Here is a 19,445-nt window from a genome sequence, read left to right on the forward strand (position 1 = left end):
CCTCCGCACAAGGGGGAGGGAACTCCTGTCAGCGCCGATTTGCGGCAAATTACCAACGTTTCCAACGCCAAGGTCGTAAGTCGGATTGCGCGGCAGCATTCCCTCCTCCTTGTGGGGAGGGTTAGGGTGGGGGTCCCTCTTCGCAAAAAATTCGTACGCGATTTCTCTGCCTTTGCGGGAAGAGATTGAGGGTGGGGGTACTCGTTTTGGCACCGACCGGTATCGACCCCGCCGCCATCAAACGTGCCAGGGCATTACGCCGAAACATGACGGATGGCGAACGCAAGCTCTGGTCGGAATTGAAAGAGTTCCGTCATCTCTACGGCCTGCATGCCAGGAAGCAGGCGCCGATCGGGCCTTACATTGCGGACTTCGTTCTGCATGAGAAGAACCTCGTCATCGAAGTAGACGGAGAGCATCACTTCACGCCGGAGCAAATGGACAAGGATCGAGTACGCGATGCATGGTTTGGCCGGCAGGGCTATCGTGTGCTGCGGTTTTCGACCGGAGATCTGGCGGAATCTTTCGACGGGTGTATCGAAGAGATACTGCGGGAAGTTGGAGTCATGTAGAGGCCATTTACAGCCCCGTTGGTCCTGACCCAACCTGTAACACCGACAAGACGCTCACAAGAAGCGCGAGAGAACAAGGGAACAAGAAAATGACCAAAGTCATCAAGAATGGCACCATCGTCACCGCCGACCGGACGTGGAAGGCCGATGTGCTGTTCAAGCACGGCAAGATCATCGGCATCGGACCGGATCTGCATGGCGACCATGAGTTCGACGCCAGCGGCTGCTATGTGATGCCAGGCGGCATCGACCCGCATACCCATCTCGAAATGCCGTTCATGGGCACCTATTCGGCCGATGACTTCGAATCCGGCACCCGCGCGGCCCTTGCCGGCGGCACGACGATGGTCGTCGATTTCTGCCTGCCATCGCCGCAGCAATCGCTGCTCGAGGCCCTGCAGATGTGGGACAACAAGACCTCGAAGGCGTCCTGCGATTATTCCTTCCACATGGCGATCACCTGGTGGGGCAAGCAGGTGTTCGACGAAATGGCCACCGTCGTCGACAGGGGCATTACCTCGTTCAAGCATTTCATGGCCTACAAGGGCGCGCTGATGGTCGACGACGACGAGCTCTATTCGTCGTTCCAGCGCTGCGCCGATCTTGGCGCGCTGCCGCTGGTCCATGCTGAGAATGGCGACGTGGTGGCCGCCCTGTCGCAGAAGCTGCTGGCGGCGGGCAACAACGGCCCGGAGGGGCACGCCTATTCGCGCCCGCCGGAAGTGGAAGGCGAGGCGACCAACCGCGCCATCATGATAGCCGACATGGCTGGCGTGCCGCTGTATGTCGTGCATGTCTCCTGCGAGCAAGCGCACGAGGCCATCCGCCGCGCGCGGCAGAAAGGCATGCGAGTGTTCGGCGAGCCGCTGATCCAGCATCTTACGCTGGACGAGAGCGAGTATTTCAACAAGGACTGGGACCATGCGGCACGCCGCGTCATGAGCCCGCCCTTCCGCAACAAATGGCACCAGGATTCGCTGTGGGCCGGCCTGCAGGCCGGGTCGCTGCAAGTGGTGGCGACCGACCATTGTGCCTTCACCACCAAACAGAAGCGCAACGGCGTCGGCGACTTCACCAAGATTCCGAATGGCACCGGCGGGCTCGAGGATCGTTTGCCGGTGCTGTGGACGACCGGCGTCAACACCGGCCGGCTGACGATGAACGAGTTCGTCGCGGTGACCTCGACCAACATCGCCAAGATACTCAACATGTACCCGAAGAAGGGCGCCATCGTCGAAGGCGCGGACGCCGACATCCTCGTCTGGGACCCGAAGCGCAAGAAGAAGATCACGGCCAAGAAGCAGCAGTCGGTGATCGACTACAACGTCTTCGAAGGTTTCGAGGTGACCGGCCTGCCGCGCTTCGTCTTTTCGCGCGGCGAACTGTCGATCGAGGAAAACGAAGTCAAGGCAAAGCCCGGCCATGGCGAGTTCGTCGCTCGCGAGCCCAACGCGGCGGTCAACCGGGCACTGTCGACCTGGAAGGAGATTTCCGCGCCGCGCAAGGTGGAACGTACAGGCATCCCGGCGACGGGCGTTTGAGCTTGGCGAGCCACGGTGCGATTATCTCACTGGCCGCGGTGATCCTTGCCGCCGGGCCGGCGGCGGCTGACGTCCTTGCCGGTTCCTATGGCAATGAGGTCGGTTGCACTGGCGTACGGCTCGGTTATCAGGACAGCGACGATTATGTCGTGCTGACCGCCGACGGCGTCGAAACCTATGGCAGCGGCTGCGAGTTCGCACAGCGATTGACGGCGATGCCTGGCACCCAGTTGTTGAACTCCACCTGTTTCGCCGAGGGCGAGGACGGGACGACCACGGATGTCGTCAAGGTCGTCAACAAAGGAGGGGACGGTTTCTTCGTGACCATTCCCGGCCTTGAGGAGATAGGGCCGCTGAAATCATGTTCGTGACGGTGCCGATGACGGCCGCCGCCTCGATGCCGGCTTCAGGCGACCAACCCGTCCAGTTCCGGCAGCAGGACGACGCTTTCCTGTTCGTTGGGATCGGTGCGGGCAATGACCGCCGAGGCGGGGCTGTCGCTCAGATTGGCCGGCAGATGCGGCACGCCGGCCGGAATGTAGAAAAGATCGCCGGCCTTGACCACGATATGCTGTTCAAGCCGGTCGCCATACCAGGTATGGACTTCGCCGGAGAGCACATAGATCGCGGTTTCATGGTTTTCGTGCAAATGCGCCTTGGCGCGGGCACCCGGCGGCATGGTCAGCAGATGCATGCAGATGCCGGACGAGCCGACTGTTTCGGCGGCGATGCCGGCGAAATAACTCAGGCCCTGTTTGCCTTCATAAGAGCTTTCAGGGCGGATAAGATGGCACGTCGGTTTGGGCGACATCGGGGCAACTCCGGGCGTCTATGTGATGGGACAAGGGCGCGTCGAACTGAGGCGAGTAAAACTGGGGCGAGTAGGACTGGGCGAGTGGAAAGCAACATCGGGATAAAATCAATGGGATTCCGGCCGGCGCCGCAGTGGCCGGAAGCGACAGGCTACGGCCGATGACGGGAGTATCGCCAGCCGTTGTTTCGGCAAGCAAGCTTGGCCTGACCTTCCAGACCAACGATGGTCCGGTGCAGGCGCTGTCGAATGTCGACCTGACCATCGGCAAGGGCGAATTCGTGTCCTTCATCGGGCCGTCCGGTTGCGGCAAGACGACCTTGCTGCGCGTGATCGCCGATCTGGAGAAGCCGACATCGGGAGCCATCTCCGTCAACGGCATGACGCCCGAGCAGGCGCGCCAGAGCCGCGCCTATGGCTATGTCTTCCAGGCGGCCGCACTTTATCCGTGGCGCACGATCGAGCGCAATGTGGCGCTGCCGCTCGAGATCATGGGCCTGTCTAGGGCGGAGCAGGCGGCGCGTATCAAGCGAACCCTCGACCTCGTCAACCTCAGCGGCTTCGAGAAGAAATACCCCTGGCAGCTCTCGGGCGGCATGCAGCAGCGCGCCTCGATCGCGCGGGCGCTCGCCTTCGATGCCGACCTTTTGTTGATGGACGAGCCGTTCGGCGCGCTCGACGAGATCGTGCGCGATCACTTCAACGAACAGTTGCTGGAGCTTTGGGAACGAACCAACAAGACCATCTGCTTCGTAACGCATTCGATCCCCGAGGCGGTGTATCTGTCGACGCGCATCGTCGTCATGTCGCCGCGCCCGGGGCGTGTCAGCGACGTCATAGAATCGACGCTGCCGAAAAAGCGGCCGCTCGATATCCGCGAGACGCCGGAGTTCCTGGCCATCGCCGCGCGGGTGCGGGACGGGCTGAGGGCGGGGCACAGCTATGATGATTGAGGCGGCGCGGAACGGGCTTGCGCGTTCGACACAGGAGGTGCATCGCCCTCGCGAGGGAGGCGCTAACCGTGCATTCGTCATCCTAGGGCGGAGCCGCCGCGAAGCGGCGTGCGCAGACCCTAGGATCCATGCCGTGACGTCGGCCGAAACGCGCAAGCGGTCGAGAATAAGCGCCGGGCAAGCCACCGCAAGCGCCGTTCCTTCCAGAGAGGGAGCTATTTTCAGCACCGCTTCGGAGCGGGAAGGTAACGGCATGGATCCTAGGGTCTGCGCCGCGTCGCTTCGCTCCTTGCTGCGCCCTAGGATGACGAAAGCGAGGTCATCCTCACCCGGCCTCCGCTTCGCTCCAGCCACCCTCTCCCCGTTGGGGAGAGGAGGGCGCTTACCCGGCGAGGCCTGCTAGAATGGACTCGTTTCGCGACAAGATCGTTCCGGTGACCTCGATCCTTCTGGGCGTTGTCGTCGTCTGGTACGTCATGGCTGTCATCCTCAACACGCCGTTCCAGCGCGATCTCGACCGCCGCGCCAATCAGACACCGGGTATTGTGGAATTCATCGGCAAGACGCTGGCGCAGCCGAAGCCGACGCTGCCGGCGCCGCATCAGGTGGCAGTGAATTTTTTCGAAAACACCTTTCTGCGCAGCATCACCTCGAACCGCAGCCTTGTCTACAATGCCTGGGTGACGCTGTCGTCGACGCTGCTCGGCTTTGCCTTCGGCACGGCGCTCGGCATCGTCATCGCCGTCGGCATCGTGCATGTGGCGACGCTCGACCGCAGCCTGATGCCGTGGATCATCGCCTCGCAGACCATTCCGATCCTGGCGGTGGCACCGATGATCATCGTTGTGCTGGCCGCTGTCGGCATCACCGGGCTGATCCCGAAGGCGCTGATCTCGACCTATCTGTCGTTCTTCCCGGTGGCGGTCGGCATGGTGAAGGGGCTTCGCTCGCCCGAGCTTACCCATCTCGACTTGATGCACACCTATAATGCCAGTCCTTCGCAGACCTTCTGGAAATTGCGGGTGCCGGCCTCGGTGCCGTTCCTGTTCACCTCGATGAAGGTGGCGGTGGCCGCCAGCCTGGTCGGCGCCATCGTCGGCGAGCTGCCGACCGGCGCCGTCGCCGGCATTGGCGCCAAACTGCTCGCCGGCGCCTATTACAGCCAGACCATCGACATCTGGTCGGCGCTGGTTGCCGGGTCGGTGGTGGCGGCGCTGCTGGTTATGCTGGTCGGCATTGCCGGGCGCCTTGTCGACCGCGCCATGGGCGGGAGGCCGGCATGAGCTCCATCCTGAGCCTTTCCTCAATCACGCCTCGATCCTGGCAGGGGTATGCCGCGCTTGTCCTGTTTGTCGGCGCGCTGCTTGTTTTGCCGCTCGTCAGTGCTACGCCCGGTTACGGCATGGCGACTACGGTTTCGATTTTCATTCTGCTGCTCGTGGCAATCGAGGCCGACAACTTTCCACCGATGATCGGGGTGGTGTTGCTGTTCCTTGGCGCGCATGGCGCGGCGTGGATGCTGCTCGCCGGCATAACCGGCAATGAGGGCAGCGCTCGCGCATCCTTCTATCTGCTGCTCGCCGCCGCGTGGTTTTTGGCCTGGCGCTGCGTCACGGTCTTGTCGTCGTTTCGCCCGATATCGCGCTGGGCGTCAACCGCCCTGCGCTTGATCATTCCGGCCATCTTCGGCGCCTGGATCCTGATCATCTGGGAAGCGGTGACGCGTGGTGCCGGCATTCCCTTCATCCTGCTGCCGCCGCCAAGCGCCATCGGTGCCCGCATCGTCGGCTCGCTGCCGGTGCTGGGGGCCGATGTCAGGCAGACCATCTTCAAGGCGGTCATCTTCGGCTATGTGGTGGGGAGCAGCGCCGGCTTCCTCGTTGCCATCGCCGCCGACCGCGTGCCGTTCCTGCGGCGCGGGCTTTTGCCGATCGGCAATATGGTATCGGCGCTGCCGATCATCGGCGTCGCGCCGATCATGGTCATGTGGTTCGGCTTCGACTGGCAGTCGAAGGCAGCGGTGGTCATCATCATGACCTTCTTCCCGATGCTGGTGAACACCGTCGCCGGGCTTGCCGCCTCCGGCCATATGGAGCGCGACCTGATGCGCACCTATGCCTCGAGCTATTGGCAGACGCTGTTCAAGCTGCGGCTGCCGGCGGCCGCGCCCTTCATCTTCAATGCGTTGAAGATCAATTCGACGCTGGCGCTGATCGGCGCCATCGTCGCCGAGTTCTTCGGCACCCCGGTGGTCGGCATGGGGTTCCGCATTTCGACGGAAGTCGGCCGGATGAACATCGACATGGTGTGGGCCGAAATCGCAGTTGCAGCACTTGCGGGTTCGGTCTTTTATGGCGTGGTCGCTTTTTTCGAGAGAGCAATCACGTTTTGGCATCCCTCTGTCCGTGGTGGATAGGGGCGGTGGGTTTAGGGCGCTAACTTCAGAGGGTAAAAACATGAAAAGACTAGTTGTTTCGATGCTGGCCGGCGCGATGTCGCTTGCCGCGTTCCAGGCGATGGCCGCGGACAAGGTGACGCTGCAGCTGAAATGGGTCACGCAGGCCCAGTTTGCCGGCTATTATGTCGCCAAGGACAAGGGCTTCTATGAGGCCGAAGGCCTCGACGTCGAGATCAAGCCCGGCGGTCCTGATATTGCGCCGGAGCAGGTCATCGCCGGCGGCGGCGCCGACGTCATCGTCGACTGGATGGGCGGCGCGCTGGCTGCCCGCGAAAAGGGCGTGCCGCTGGTCAACATCGCCCAGCCGTTCAAGAAAGCCGGTATGGAGCTGGTCTGCCCGAAGGACGGGCCGGTCAAGACAGAAGCCGACTTCAAGGGCCACACGCTCGGCGTCTGGTTCTTCGGCAACGAGTATCCATTCTATGCTTGGATGAACAAGCTTGGCCTCAAGACCGATGGCGGGCCGGACGGCGTCACCGTGCTCAAGCAGAGCTTTGACGTGCAGCCGCTGATCCAGAAGCAGGCGGATTGCATTTCGGTGATGACCTATAACGAGTACTGGCAGCTCATCGACGCCGGCTACAAGCCGGAAGAGCTGACCGTCTTCAACTATTCCGCCATGGGCAACGATCTGCTCGAAGACGGGCTCTATGCCCTGGAGGACAAGCTCAAGGATCCGGCCTTCGAGGACAAGATGGTGCGTTTCGTGCGCGCTTCGATGAAGGGTTGGAAATACGCCGTCGACAATTCCGACGAAGCGGCCGGCATCGTCATGGACAATGGCGGCCAGGACGAGAATCACCAGAAACGCATGATGGGCGAAGTCGCCAAGCTGATCGACAATGCCGATGGCAAGCTCGATCCGGCGACCTACGAGCGCACCGCCAAGGCGCTGCTCGACCAGAAGATCATCAGCAAGGAGCCTACCGGCGCCTACACGACGGCGATCACCGACAAGGCCATCAAATAGGGCTGTCAAACTGGCTTGTAGCGGAAAAGGGGCGGGCGACCGCCCCTTTTTAGTGGGATGTAAAATGAACGTTACCGGCGGAAACATCCGCTTGCAAAATCGTTGTGCCGGTGCATCCGCCTCAAGGGTGTCACAACGGAGGTTTCCATGCGCATCCAGTCCTTCACGCCGATGCTTTCGGCGCTGGCCATTTCTGCAGCCATCTTCTCTGCTTCACCGGCCCTGGCCGAAACCATAAAGATGACTGCGACGCTCGATGGTGCTCAGCAGAGCCCGCCCGTCACAACGAAGGGCAAGGGCACCGCCACGCTCAGGTTCAACACCACAACCAAGAAACTCAGCTGGACAGTGAGATATTCCGGCCTCAGCGGGCCGGCGAAGGCCGCACACATTCACGGCCCGGCGGCAAAGGGCGAAAACGCCGACCCGGTGATACCGTTCGAAGGCAAGCTGAGGAGCCCGATCAAGGGCTCGGCGACGTTGACCGATGCCCAGGCGACCGATTTGGAGGCGGGCAAGTACTACGTCAACATCCACACCGCGGCCCACGCGGATGGCGAGATCCGCGGGCAGATAGAAAAGGCGCCGTCGACGATGTAGCGCAGCGATCATAGCGCTGCGATCAACCTGTTGAAGCTTGGGAAGGGATTCGACCTCCCGTTGGCGCTCAGGCCCTGTCCCGTATCTGGGTCATGGTCCGCGTCGGCGTGATTGCCTCGGGATCGAGCCTGATCTCGACGATCGACGGTTTGCCGCTGGCGCGGGCGCGTTCGAAGGCCGGCGCGAAGTCGGCGGTCTTCTCGACTGTTTCGCCATGACCACCATAGGCACGCGCGAGCGCCGCGAAGTCGGGATTCTTCAAATCCGTGGCGACGACACGGCCGGGATATTCGCGCTCCTGGTGCATGCGGATCGTGCCGTAGATGCCGTTGTTGACGACAACGACGATGATCGGCAGTGCGTATTGCACGGCGGTGGCGAATTCCTGGCCGTTCATCAGGAAACAACCGTCGCCGGCGAAGGCGATCACGTCGCGGTCGGGATAGAGCTGCTTGGCGGCGACCGCCGCCGGCGTGCCGTAGCCCATCGAGCCGGATGTGGGTGCTGCCTGCGTGCCGAAACGCCGGAAGCGATGGTAACGATGCACCCAGGTGGCGTAGTTGCCGGCGCCGTTGGTGAGGATGGCGTCGTCCGGCAGTATCGTTTCGAGATAATTCATGATCGGCCCCATCTGGACGGCGCCGGGGCCGCTCTCCGGAGGCGTCGACCAGTCGAGATAGGCGGAATGCAGCTTCGCTGCCTCAGCCGCCCACACCGGCGTTGCAGCCGGCTTGCGTCGGGCAAAGGCTTCGACGAAAGCAGCAGGCGAGGCATTGATCGCCAGCGCCGGCCGGTAGACGCGGCCGAGCTCGCCCGCGTCGGCATGGACATGGACCAGCGTCTGGTCGGGGTAGGGGCTCTTCAGCAGCGTGTAGTCGGATGACGGCATCTCGCCCATACGGCCGCCGATGAGCAGCACGAGGTCGGCCTGCTTGATGGCGGTTGCTACCTTGGGGTTGATGCCGATGCCGACATCGCCGGCATAATTCGGGTGGAGATGGTCGAACAGCATCTGGCGGCGGAAGGAGCAGCCAACCGGCAGCGACCAGGCTTCGGCTATCGTCCGCATCTGGGCAACAGCCTGCGCATCCCAGCGCGTACCGCCAAGGATGACGAAGGGCTGCTTTGCCTTGTTGAGCAACACTTCCAGCGCGTCGAGCTCGACTTCGCCGGGCCGCGTCTCGACAGGGGTGTAATGCCGGGCTTGCGGTGCCTCGGCGAGGCTGGTCAGCATGTCCTCGGGCAGCGAGATGACGACCGGGCCGGGCCGGCCGGAGGTCGCCACCGAAAAGGCCCGCGTGACAAATTCGGGGATGCGTGCGGCGTCGTCGATCTCGACCACCCATTTGGCGATATCACCGAAGAACCTGACGTAGTCGACTTCCTGAAAAGCCTCGCGCCCCTTGGCGTGGCTGGCGACCTGGCCAATGAACAGGATCAGGGGGACCGAATCCTGCATCGCGATGTGGATGCCGGCCGAGGCATTGGTGGCGCCTGGGCCGCGGGTGACGAAGCAGATGCCGGGCTTGCCGGTCAGGCGGCCGTGGCAGTCGGCCATCATCGCGGCACCGCCCTCCTGGCGGCAGACGATGGTGCGGATCGGCGAGTCGTGCAGCGCGTCGAGCACCGCCAGATAGGATTCGCCGGGCACGCAATAGATACGGTCCGTTCCGTTGGCTTCGAGCGCATCGACGATGAGTTGTCCGCCGGTCTTCATTTTCCTGACCTCTCCAGTTCGGCAAGGATTTCTTCGGTGTGTTCGCCGAGACGCGGTGACGGACGTTCATAGACCAGCGGCGTGCCGGACATGACCATCGGCGCCCGCACCGAGGGCAAGAGATTGCCATGGCCGTCATCGAGGTCGAGCCGCATGCCGCGCGCTATGGTCTGCGGGTCGGCAAACATCTGGCCGATGTTATTGATCGGGCTGGCAGGAACCCCAGCGGCTTCGAGCCTGGCCAGCAGCGGATCGCGATCGAAGGCCTTCAGCGCCTCTATCATGTGCTCGCGCAGCTTTGCCCGGTTGGCGACGCGGGCGGGATTGGTGGCGAAGTCAGGATTCGACGCCAGCTCGTCGAGGCCGACGGCAGCGCAGAACTTTGCGAACTGGCCGTCATTGCCGACCGCCAGGATGATGTGGCCATTTTTCACCGGCACCACTTCGTAGGGCGCGATGTTCATATGCGCATTGCCCATCTGCACCGGCGACTGTCCGGAGACGAGGTAGTTGAGGTTCTGGTTGCCGAGCGTCGAGATCTGGGTGTCGTAGAGCGCCATGTCGATATGCTGGCCTTCGCCCGTCTTCTCGGCATGGCGAAGCGCCGCCTGGATGGCGATGACCGAATAAAGCCCGGTGAAAACATCCGATATAGCGACGCCCGCCTTTTGCGGTTCGCGCCCGGCTTCGCCGGTGATCGACATCATGCCGGCCATGCCCTGGATGATGAAATCATAGCCGGCGCGCGGCGCGTACGGCCCCGACTGGCCAAAACCGGTGATCGAGCAATAGATCAGCCGTGGGTTGATTTTCCTCAGGCTGTCATAATCGAGGCCGTATTTCTTCAGTCCGCCGACCTTGAAGTTTTCGATCAGCACATCCGATGTCGCGACCAGCCGGCGCACCGTCTCGGCACCCTCGGGCGTCGAGAAGTCAATAGCGATGGAGCGCTTGCCGCGGTTGCAGGAATGGTAATAAGCGGCTGAAAGGTTCTCGCCGTCATGGCCGATGACGAAGGGCGGTCCCCATTTGCGGGTGTCGTCGCCGCCGTCCGGGCTCTCGACCTTGATCACGTCGGCGCCGAGGTCGGCAAGCAGCTGCCCGGCCCATGGCCCGGCAAGGATGCGTGCGAGTTCGATGACGCGGATGCCTTTGAGCGGCGGCTCAGTCATGGATCACCATGGTTGGTCGAAAGCGCAGCCTCTATCAATCCCGCGCGCCGCTGTCACGGCCCTTGCAATGGGCCAGTATCACTGTGCCCTCAGCACGCGGTCGGCCCAGGCGGCAAAATCCTCCATGATGACGTCTCGGTTGATCTCGTTCAGGCTTTCATGGCGAGTTTTGGCGTAAACCTTTGAAACGAGATTCGAAAAACCCATCATGTGCATCCGGCCGGCAAGATGGCTGACCGCCTTGCCGCTGTCCGAGGCCCGATCTTGCTCGCCTCCGACCAGATTGACGAACAGGTCGCGCCGCACGCCGGAAAAATTGCGGTCGCTGCCGCAATGCAGCGTCATCTTGACGATGTCCTGCCACATCGACACCGATGCGTCCCAGCCGCAGAGCGGGTCGGCGATGTATTTCTCGACTTCGGCGGCATCGCGCGACAGCCAGTCGAATGGCGTCCGGCGATCGGGCACTGCCTTGCCCCAGGCCCGGAACGTCAGCCGGGGCAGCATGCGCGACGGGACGTCTGAGCCAAGCCGGAACCTTTCCCAGGCAAGCACGCCCAGCGCGATTTGGCCGAGCAGTCCGGCCGAGAAATTGCCGTTCCAGATCGCGGCGGCATGGATGCGTGGCGAGTGGCGGAGGACAAAGTTCAGCGCGACCGACGCGCCCAAGGAGTGACCGAAGACGATGACCGGCAGGCCAGGTTGTTCCCTGGCGATGAGATCATGGACGGCGGCGACATCGGCGATGACCTTGGCACCGCCATCCGCATCGGCGAACCTGCCCGGTGGCGCATCGGGCGCCTTGGTGGCGCCGTGGCCACGGTGGTCGTGCGCGTAGACCTGGTAGCCGCGCTCGCCGAGGAAATCGGCGAAGCGGGCATAGCGCGCCGCGTGCTCGGCCAGCCCGTGATTGATCTGGACAATGGCGTGCGGTTGGCCGCTGGCGTGTTTCACATAAAGGTTGAGCTCGGCGCCCGTCGGCGATGCCAGCATCCTCTGCTTGTCAAATGGCATGTCTCGCTCCCGTCGGCGACTGTTGGGCGACGCAGCGATCGACGTCAAGGGACGTAGGTGCCCATTCGACGTAATTGACAGCATGCTGTCAATGTGATTGCATGACAGCATACTGTCAAATGGTCAGCGGCAGATTGGCGGTATGACTGTGAAAACCACCGGGGCCATTTCGCGGCGTGCAATCTTGCTGGCGGGCTTCGCCTTCACGACGGCCACCCTGTTGTCAGGGATTGCTGCTTTCAGTCAGGAAACCAGGGAGATGACCATGATGACGTCCACTGTTCCAGGCCCGCAAGGCCAGCTTGCCACTTACAGGATCAAGGCCGGCAATGGCCTGCCGATCATGTTCCTGCATGGAGATTGCAGCCGCGCTTCCCACTGGGACCGCGTGATGCAGCTCTCCGTCGAAGGCCGCGAGGCGGTAGCCTTCGATTTTCGCGGTCATGGCGCCTCCGCGCCGGCGCAGGACGGTGACTACGGTTATGACGGTCGTGCAATGGATGTCGGTGCCGTGGCCGACGCGTTTGGCCTGAAGCGGTTTCTCATTGTCGCGCACAGCGGCGGCGGTGGCGTGGCGCTCGCTTATGCCGCCAGCCATGCCGACCGGGTCGCCGGTGTCTTGCTCGTCGACCCGGCGACCGATCCTCGTGCGCTGCCGCAGGCGATTCGTGACGGCTTTGTCCGCGATCTGGCCGGTCCGCAAGGCCGTGATGTCCTGAACGCCTATTACACGTCGATTGCCGGCCCTAACGCGGCTGTTCGCCAGCGTGTTCTGGCCGATGCGGCAGTGGTCGATCCGGCGGCGAGGGCAGGTGTCGGCAAGGCGCTGGCCGAATGGAACCCGGAGCCGGCACTCGATGCGTATCGCGGGCCTATGTTCGTTTTGGCTACCGAGGCCAGTGACACTCCAGCCGCGCTCCACCGGCTGCGCACGGACATTCCGCGCCAGATCGTGGCGGGCAGCGGCCATTGGGTGATGCTTGACAAGCCCGAGGTCGTAGCCGAAGCCGTTAATAATTTCGTCGCGACCATCGAGGCCGGCCAGAAATGACGACCAGGACCGAAGCGGCAAATGTGCTCACCGAACTGGTGCTTGCCGTGTTCAGGATGAACGGCAGTCTTCTGGACGCGGCCGACCGGCTGGCCGCTCCAACCGGGCTGACGGCAGCGCGCTGGCAGGTTTTGGGTGCAGTTTTGAAGGAGCCGAAATCTGTGGCCGACATCGCCCGCGACATGGGTCTCGCCCGTCAGAGTGTACAGCGGCTGGCCGACATACTGGCTGCGGAGGGGCTTGCCGTCTACGCCGACAACCCGGCGCATCGCCGCGCCAAGCTGTTGTCGATAACCGATGCCGGCCGGGCAGCGGTCAAGAATATCGGCACACGCCAGCATGTTTGGGCGAACCGCATTTCGGAGGGTATGGACGCCGACGCGCTGAAAGCCTCGCTTGATCTGCTGCGCACCCTGACGGAACGGGTGGAGGCGGGCGGATCCTGATCGACCACGCGGGAGCCTCTCAATGCGCTGGCGATTGTTTTTACGGCCGGCGAAAGAAATCGTAATTCTGACATGTCGCAAGTTTCTAGCTTGCGGCGTGAATCACGAGGAGTGCCGGAATGCGGATTTGGGCGATATGGGGGACGGTGTTTCTTGCGTTTGCTGGCGCAAGCGCGGCGCGGGCCGATGTGAAGATGACCGGCTCTTTCGTCGCCGATGCCGCCTGTCCGGCAACGCAGGCGATCAAGAGCGCCAAGAATCCCGGCAATGTCTCGACCGCGGCTGGTCAGAGTTATGATCTGCTGGCCGGCAACAAGGACGCGCCCACGCACTATCTCATTCGCGTGCCGGGCGCCGATCCGGAGCGCCGCTGGGTCAAGATCAGCTGCGGTCATGTTTCGGGCGACAGCGCGTCGACGATGCCGGCTGCACCGGCGCCTGCCGAGCCGAACAAGCCATCGGCGTCCGGAAAGCCGGAATATGTCTTCGCGCTGAGCTGGCAGCCGGCTTTCTGCGAGACCAAATCCAGCAAGACCGAATGCCGGGCGCAGACCGCCGCCGGTTTCGATGCGACCCACTTCACCTTGCATGGATTGTGGCCGCAGCCGAACGGAAATTTCTATTGCCAGGTCGCGGCAAGCGACAAGGCGAACGACGATCCGGCACACTGGCGGGATTTGCCGCCGGTCACCCTCGACCCGAAAACGCGATCGGAACTCGACCAGGTGATGCCCGGCACCGCGTCCGCACTCGAAAGGCACGAGTGGATCAAGCACGGCACCTGCTACGGCAAGAGCCAGCAGGAGTATTTCTCCGACGCCTTGAACCTGATGCGCGCGGTGAACGCTTCGCCGGTGCGCGATCTCTTCATCAAGAACATCGGCAAGCAACTGACATCCGATCAGATCCGCAGCACCTTCGACGTTACCTTCCGCAAAGGCGCGGGCGACCGGGTCCGCGTTTCCTGCGTGGTCGATCCCTCGAACGGCAGGCGGCTGATCGGCGAGCTGACGCTCGGCCTGACCGGCCCGATCGCTTCCAACGCTTCGCTCGGTGCCCTGCTGCTTGCCTCGGCGCCTACAGCCAAGGCCGGCTGCCCGAAGGGCGCGGTCGATGCCGTCGGGTTCCAGTAAACAGGCCGTACGCGACTGTCGCTTTGCACCGGGGATGGTATGATCCCGGGGGGTATCATTCGCAGGGGGTGGCGATGAGTGGCGTGACGAGCGGCGCGCTGGCGCGGTTGGCGTTCTGGGCCAAGGGCATGACGGCGACCCGCGACGGCCATATGGAGTGGCCGGGCTTTTCCTACACCGAAGTGGAGTGGGCGCGCATGGCCACGCTCGCCAAACCCGTCGACGGCGGCACGTACCAATTGTTCACGCTGGTCAACGCGGCGATCTTCATCGCCATCGCCGCGTTCGGGATATTCTGTATCTTCCTGCCGCTGGCGGCGCTGCTGTTCCCGCTACCGGCCGAAACCAATGCGCTCAAGTTTTCGCTGCTCCTGGCGGCATGCGCCTTGCTGATCATCGGCATCGGCCTGCCTATCTCGCTGCGTCTTTCGACCGCGCTGGTGGCGCCGAAGGCAATGCGGGCCGCACTTGTCGCCGTGCCCGGCGATCAGGCGCTTGCGGCAAAAGTGTCATGGCAGATCAACCGGATCACGCTCGTGCTCTGCGGCCTGCTGGTACCGGGCATTCTTCTGTTCATTGCCTACGACATCGAAGCCGGCCCGATTATTACCGCGTTGAAATGGCTGGCGATCGCGCTGATGGCGGTTTCGGTTGCGATCGGCGCATGGCAGCGGCGCAAACAACCCTGATTGAGCCAATCGCAGGCCAGGGTAGCGTTACGCGCCGGCGCTGCGCTCCGGCCTGGTCCATGTGTTGCGCCCGTCTGCTTCGTTGCCGCCCGGTTCGCCGACAACGCGATCGCGTCCCGTGGATTTGGCCTTGTAGAGACGCTGGTCGGCCAGCGCGAAGAGATCGGCAAGGCAACGGGTCGTCTCGCTGACCGTCGAGATGCCGGCGCTGACGGTAATGTCGAACCGGCTGGTGCTCGCGGACGTCTTGACCGCTTGCCTGACGGTCTCGCCCAGCAGTCTGGCGAGCGGCTGCGGACGCCAGCCGAGGATGGCGAATTCCTCGCCGCCGATCCTGAACAATTGATCGTCGGTCCCGACAAGTTCGCCAAGCAAAATTGCCAGGGCTTTCAGCACCCTGTCGCCCTCGGCGTGGCCGAAGCGGTCGTTGATCGATTTGAAGTGGTCGACATCGATGATCAGCAGGCTGAGCGGCCTGGCGGTCCGCAGGCTGGTGGCCACGGCGGCCTCGCCGTCGCTGTCGAAGCGCCCCCTGTGGAGCAGGCCGGTGAGGCCGTCGCGACCGACATGCTCGACCAGCGCCTCATAGCGCTCGCGATAGGTCAGCGTGTCGAAAATGTCGGAAAGCCCGCGCGGCGCCGGCACCTGCCGCGCCTCGAACCACCTGATATAGGCGACCAGCATGGTGCTGTAGACCAAGGCCGCTGCCATCTTGGCGAACCAGCCGCCGAAAAACACGGCGACCGGCGCACCGGTGACGAAATGCAGCGCCGTGAAAAAACCTGCCTGGTCGAAGGTGAGCACGCACGCAACGGAGACCAGGATGCGGGTGAAAAGCGCCTTGCGCAGATATTTGCCGAGCTTTTCATAGAGCAGGATGATCAGGATGGCGTCGACGAACAGCAGCGTCGTGCCCCACACCATCAGCCAGCCCATCTCGTCGATGAAGCCGATGTCGGGAAGCTTGCCGTCGGGCAGCGGTGCGATGTCGTGCAGGCGCAGGATCAGCACGAGCCCGATCATCAGGCCATTGCCGAGCAGCAGGCCGTAGATCGGCTGGCGGACGGTCGCCGCGTCCTCCTTGATGTAGAGCAACAGAAGCATGACCAGCTTGCCGGAAAACAGCACAGCCGAGCCCGGCGATACCATGCCGAACGGCAGCGCGACGTAGAAGACGCTGGCGAGATAGGTTTCCAGGAAATGCATGACGCCAAGGGCGCAAACAAAGACGCCGAGGCCGATGCGGCCCCTGAACCGGAAAAGCGTGACCATGATGCCGAAATAGAGAACCGCTTCGGCAAAAAGCAGGAAACTGTTCAACACGGCCCGATCTCTCTCCCCGAAATCGCGGCTGCCAGCGATTTCCTATCCAACATTGTTTGACGCGGAATGGTTAACCGGAGCTTTCGCCTGGGTGCCGGCACGAAATGAAGCGGCTAAGCGTTTGTGGGTGCGACCAAATCCGCTTGGGGCCAAAACTGTTTGCCGTTCGGGGCCGCATCGCTTACATAGCCCCCAACTTCCATTCAATCCGACATCAGTCGACTTTTCAGGGAAAGCGCGCGTGGCACGCCAGTTCATCTATCACATGGCCGGCCTCAACAAGGCCTACGGCACCAAGAAGGTGCTCGAGAACATCCATCTGTCCTTCTACCCGGACGCCAAGATCGGCATCCTCGGCCCCAACGGCGCCGGCAAGTCGACGATCCTCAAGATCATGGCCGGCATCGACAAGGAGTGGAGCGGCGAGGCCTGGCTGGCCGAGGGTGCTACCGTCGGTTACCTGGCGCAGGAGCCGGCGCTCGATCCGAACAAGAACGTGTTCGAAAACGTCATGGAAGGCGTCGCGGCCAAGACCGCCATCATCGAGCGCTACAACGAATTGATGATGAACTATTCCGACGAGACGGCGGACGAGTCGGCCAAGCTGCAGGACGAGATGGACCGGCTCAACCTCTGGGATCTCGAACAGCAGGTCGAGATGGCGATGGAAGCGCTCGGCTGTCCGCCCAAGGAGGCCGATGTCACCAAGCTGTCGGGCGGCGAGCGCCGCCGTGTCGCGCTCTGCCAGCTCTTGCTGCGCCAGCCCGATTTGCTGCTGCTCGACGAGCCGACCAACCATCTCGACGCCGAGACGACGGCGTGGCTGGAAAAGCATCTGCGTGCCTATCCAGGCGCGGTGATGATCATCACCCACGACCGCTACTTCCTCGACAATGTCACCGGCTGGATCCTCGAGCTCGATCGCGGCCGCGGTATCCCGTACGAAGGCAACTACACCAAATATCTCGAAGCCAAGGCCAAGCGGCTCAAGCAGGAAGGCCGCGAGGACGATGCCCGCCAGCGGGCGATCGGCCGCGAGCGCGAGTGGATACAGTCCAGCCCGAAAGCCCGGCAGACCAAGTCGAAGGCCCGTATCCAGGCCTTCCAGGATCTGCTGGATGCAGCCGACAAGCGGCGTCCGAGCGACACGCAGATCGTCATTCCGCATGGCGAGCGGCTCGGCAATGTAGTGATCGAGGTCGAGGGCCTGTCGAAGGGCTTTGGCGACACGCTTTTGATCGAAGACCTCGAATTCAAGCTGCCGCCGGGCGGCATCGTCGGCGTCATCGGCCCGAACGGCGCCGGCAAGACGACGCTGTTCCGCATGATCACCGGCCAGGAAAAGCCGGACGCCGGCACCATTCGCGTCGGCGAGACGGTCAAGCTCGGTTATGTCGACCAGAGCCGCGACGCGCTCGACCCGACCAAGACCGTCTGGGAAGAAATCTCGGGCGGCGCCGAAGTGGTCAAGCTCGGCAAGTTCGAGGCCAACACGCGCGCCTATTGTGCGTCGTTCAACTTTCGCGGCGGCGATCAGCAGCAGAAGGTGGGCAACCTGTCCGGCGGCCAGCGCAACCGCGTGCATCTGGCCAAGATGCTGAAGACCGGCGGCAATGTGCTGCTGCTCGACGAACCGACCAACGATCTCGATACCGAAACGCTGGCCGCACTCGAAGACGCGCTAGAAAACTTCGCCGGCTGCGCCGTCATCATCTCGCACGACCGCATGTTCCTCGACCGCCTGGCAACGCACATCCTCGCCTTCGAGGGCGACAGCCATGTCGAATGGTTCGAAGGCAATTTCGAGGATTACGAGCAGGACAAGATCCGTAGACTCGGGCCGGAAGCCGTCAACCCGCACCGCATGACGTATAAGCGGCTGACAAGATAGTCCGTGCGCCTCGTTTAGAATTCTCTGTCGAGTGTCTCTATGAAGTCCTCGGCGAGTTTGGCTGAAGAGAACCGCGCAACTTCCCGGTAGTCGGGGTGGTGTTCTGCCGTCGGTGGCGAGTTAAGGACTATAAACGCGTCGTTCTCTTGAACCACAATGTTGGTCAGATCGACGCTATCGATGGCTGTCGCATTGCGCGCTTGGCAATATGGACACTCGTCGTCACAGGCGCAGGACCAATCAGTAGCCCAATACCTGTGACATTTATAACATCTGTAGTTGTTGAGATACCAAGCCATTGTTAGACCTGACCAAAAACGATCTGACGTAGATCACCTGCGTTATCGCGCTACCTGATATCGACCACGGGACAGGAACCTAAGATATCCCTTGTCGCGAAGAAACTGAAGTTGTTGACGGATTTTAGGTCTAATATTCTGGTTGTTCGGGTAAAGGAGAGCCAACTGTGGCTCAAATGCGTAGGCCTGGTCGATGTCAAATTCGTCTGTGCCGATCGACTCGATACATCGCATGACCTCAACGAGCCATCCCCTGGTGTCATGGGGCGCATCGCGTAGGAACACAGTTCGCTTCCAAGCTGCCAAAACCTCTTCTTTCGAGGTGATCACACCGTTTCTGACAAGGTGGATTCTTCCCGCTTCAGGGACCCGGCTAAGAAGGATATTCGAACCAATCCAGCCGGCGCGGCGTGCTGCTTGGGAGAGCGGCGTCCTGCGTTCTACGATTGCTGGCGTGAAAAAATGTTTTGGGATAACGCAGACGGACTCCACCAGTCGCTGGTTAAAATCGTATTTGAGTAGAAAAAAGTTGGGGTTCGTTGACGAATTCAGCCGCTCGATTTTTCTGCTATACGCACCATTGGCGAGTTTTCTGCCGAACGGTTTCTTTGCGCTTTTTAGTTCGTATTGATCATCGCACTTATCGCAGTAAAAATCGGCACAGGGAGATTTGCCGGAAACTGCGTCAGGCGCGAATTCCCGCAGTTGGGGCAGTACAGCTGACGTTGCCCCCAGTTTCTATCCAGTTTTGAGTTCGTTTCCGGCGTGGGTTGTGCCCTGCTGGGCGGGTGAAGCGACGGGCGCT

At 62.2% G+C, this 19,445-nt stretch carries 19 protein-coding genes; 13 read left to right on the forward strand and 6 right to left on the reverse strand.

The features are described from left to right. The first annotated feature begins 191 nt into the window (after positions 1–191). The 3 genes from NKH42_RS21450 to NKH42_RS21460 all read left to right on the forward strand — a co-directional run bounded on the left by NKH42_RS21450 (position 192) and on the right by NKH42_RS21460 (position 2,484). Complete coding sequence (locus NKH42_RS21450) at positions 192–572, forward strand: endonuclease domain-containing protein (RefSeq protein ID WP_352505561.1); 381 nt, start codon at positions 192–194, stop codon at positions 570–572. 89 nt (positions 573–661) lie between these two features. Continuing rightward, positions 662–2,113: a dihydropyrimidinase gene (hydA, locus tag NKH42_RS21455; RefSeq protein ID WP_352475407.1), complete on the forward strand. Its 1,452-nt coding sequence runs from the start codon at positions 662–664 to the stop codon at positions 2,111–2,113. Positions 2,114–2,115: 2 nt separating this feature from the next. Next, on the forward strand, positions 2,116–2,484 hold the full coding sequence (locus NKH42_RS21460; protein ID WP_352505562.1) for a hypothetical protein: 369 nt from the start codon (positions 2,116–2,118) through the stop codon (positions 2,482–2,484). 35 nt (positions 2,485–2,519) lie between these two features. On the opposite strand, the gene NKH42_RS21465 is transcribed toward NKH42_RS21460, so the two are convergent. Beyond that, positions 2,520–2,924, reverse strand: a complete 405-nt coding sequence (locus tag NKH42_RS21465) for a cupin domain-containing protein (RefSeq protein ID WP_352505563.1) — start codon at positions 2,922–2,924, stop codon at positions 2,520–2,522. Positions 2,925–3,085: 161 nt separating this feature from the next. On the opposite strand from NKH42_RS21465, the gene NKH42_RS21470 reads away from it, so the two are divergent. From NKH42_RS21470 to NKH42_RS21490, 5 genes are all read left to right on the forward strand, one after another. Further along, positions 3,086–3,877, forward strand: a complete 792-nt coding sequence (locus NKH42_RS21470) for an ABC transporter ATP-binding protein (RefSeq protein ID WP_352974409.1) — start codon at positions 3,086–3,088, stop codon at positions 3,875–3,877. Between the two features lie 404 nt (positions 3,878–4,281). Beyond that, positions 4,282–5,160, forward strand: coding sequence for an ABC transporter permease (locus tag NKH42_RS21475; RefSeq protein ID WP_254819031.1), 879 nt, complete (start codon positions 4,282–4,284; stop codon positions 5,158–5,160). Then, positions 5,157–6,293: an ABC transporter permease gene (locus NKH42_RS21480; protein ID WP_352505564.1), complete on the forward strand. Its 1,137-nt coding sequence runs from the start codon at positions 5,157–5,159 to the stop codon at positions 6,291–6,293. Before NKH42_RS21475 ends, NKH42_RS21480 begins: the two co-directional genes overlap by 4 nt. Positions 6,294–6,333: 40 nt before the next feature. Continuing rightward, positions 6,334–7,305, forward strand: a complete 972-nt coding sequence (locus tag NKH42_RS21485; RefSeq protein ID WP_254819029.1) for an ABC transporter substrate-binding protein — start codon at positions 6,334–6,336, stop codon at positions 7,303–7,305. A gap of 147 nt (positions 7,306–7,452) precedes the next feature. Next, the gene (locus NKH42_RS21490) at positions 7,453–7,905 is read left to right on the forward strand and encodes a CHRD domain-containing protein (RefSeq protein ID WP_254819028.1); all 453 of its coding nucleotides are present in this window, start codon (positions 7,453–7,455) and stop codon (positions 7,903–7,905) included. A gap of 67 nt (positions 7,906–7,972) precedes the next feature. Here NKH42_RS21490 and NKH42_RS21495 read toward each other — a convergent pair whose 3' ends face one another. From NKH42_RS21495 to NKH42_RS21505, 3 genes are all read right to left on the reverse strand, one after another. Next, complete coding sequence (locus tag NKH42_RS21495; protein WP_352505566.1) at positions 7,973–9,622, reverse strand: thiamine pyrophosphate-binding protein; 1,650 nt, start codon at positions 9,620–9,622, stop codon at positions 7,973–7,975. Next, positions 9,619–10,794, reverse strand: a complete 1,176-nt coding sequence (locus NKH42_RS21500; protein ID WP_352505567.1) for a CaiB/BaiF CoA transferase family protein — start codon at positions 10,792–10,794, stop codon at positions 9,619–9,621. The genes NKH42_RS21495 and NKH42_RS21500 overlap by 4 nt, the downstream gene beginning before the upstream one ends. 78 nt (positions 10,795–10,872) lie before the next feature. After that, positions 10,873–11,808, reverse strand: a complete 936-nt coding sequence (locus tag NKH42_RS21505) for an alpha/beta fold hydrolase (protein WP_352505568.1) — start codon at positions 11,806–11,808, stop codon at positions 10,873–10,875. 265 nt (positions 11,809–12,073) lie between these two features. On the opposite strand from NKH42_RS21505, the gene NKH42_RS21510 reads away from it, so the two are divergent. From NKH42_RS21510 to NKH42_RS21525, 4 genes are all read left to right on the forward strand, one after another. After that, positions 12,074–12,859 carry an alpha/beta fold hydrolase gene (locus tag NKH42_RS21510; protein WP_352505569.1) on the forward strand — a complete coding sequence of 262 codons (786 nt, stop codon included), beginning with the start codon at positions 12,074–12,076 and terminating at the stop codon, positions 12,857–12,859. Next, positions 12,856–13,305 (forward strand): MarR family winged helix-turn-helix transcriptional regulator, encoded by a 450-nt coding sequence (locus NKH42_RS21515; RefSeq protein WP_352505570.1) that lies wholly within the window; start codon positions 12,856–12,858, stop codon positions 13,303–13,305. The genes NKH42_RS21510 and NKH42_RS21515 overlap by 4 nt, the downstream gene beginning before the upstream one ends. Before the next feature lie 119 nt (positions 13,306–13,424). Next, entirely contained in the window at positions 13,425–14,438 is a 1,014-nt protein-coding gene (locus NKH42_RS21520) for a ribonuclease T2 family protein (RefSeq protein WP_352974411.1), read from the forward strand. A gap of 74 nt (positions 14,439–14,512) precedes the next feature. Further along, the gene (locus NKH42_RS21525; RefSeq protein WP_352505572.1) at positions 14,513–15,127 is read left to right on the forward strand and encodes a hypothetical protein; all 615 of its coding nucleotides are present in this window, start codon (positions 14,513–14,515) and stop codon (positions 15,125–15,127) included. Between the two features lie 27 nt (positions 15,128–15,154). On the opposite strand, the gene NKH42_RS21530 is transcribed toward NKH42_RS21525, so the two are convergent. Then, positions 15,155–16,450 carry a GGDEF domain-containing protein gene (locus tag NKH42_RS21530; RefSeq protein ID WP_352505573.1) on the reverse strand — a complete coding sequence of 432 codons (1,296 nt, stop codon included), beginning with the start codon at positions 16,448–16,450 and terminating at the stop codon, positions 15,155–15,157. Between the two features lie 241 nt (positions 16,451–16,691). Between NKH42_RS21530 and ettA the strand changes: the two genes are divergently transcribed. After that, entirely contained in the window at positions 16,692–18,341 is a 1,650-nt protein-coding gene (ettA, locus tag NKH42_RS21535; protein WP_352505574.1) for an energy-dependent translational throttle protein EttA, read from the forward strand. 341 nt (positions 18,342–18,682) lie between these two features. Here the strand turns inward: ettA and NKH42_RS21540 are convergent, their stop codons facing one another. Further along, complete coding sequence (locus NKH42_RS21540) at positions 18,683–19,375, reverse strand: DpnI domain-containing protein (protein WP_352974413.1); 693 nt, start codon at positions 19,373–19,375, stop codon at positions 18,683–18,685. Positions 19,376–19,445: the final 70 nt, after the last annotated feature.

This window comes from Mesorhizobium sp. M1142 (assembly GCF_040318565.1).
Classification (GTDB): domain Bacteria; phylum Pseudomonadota; class Alphaproteobacteria; order Rhizobiales; family Rhizobiaceae; genus Mesorhizobium.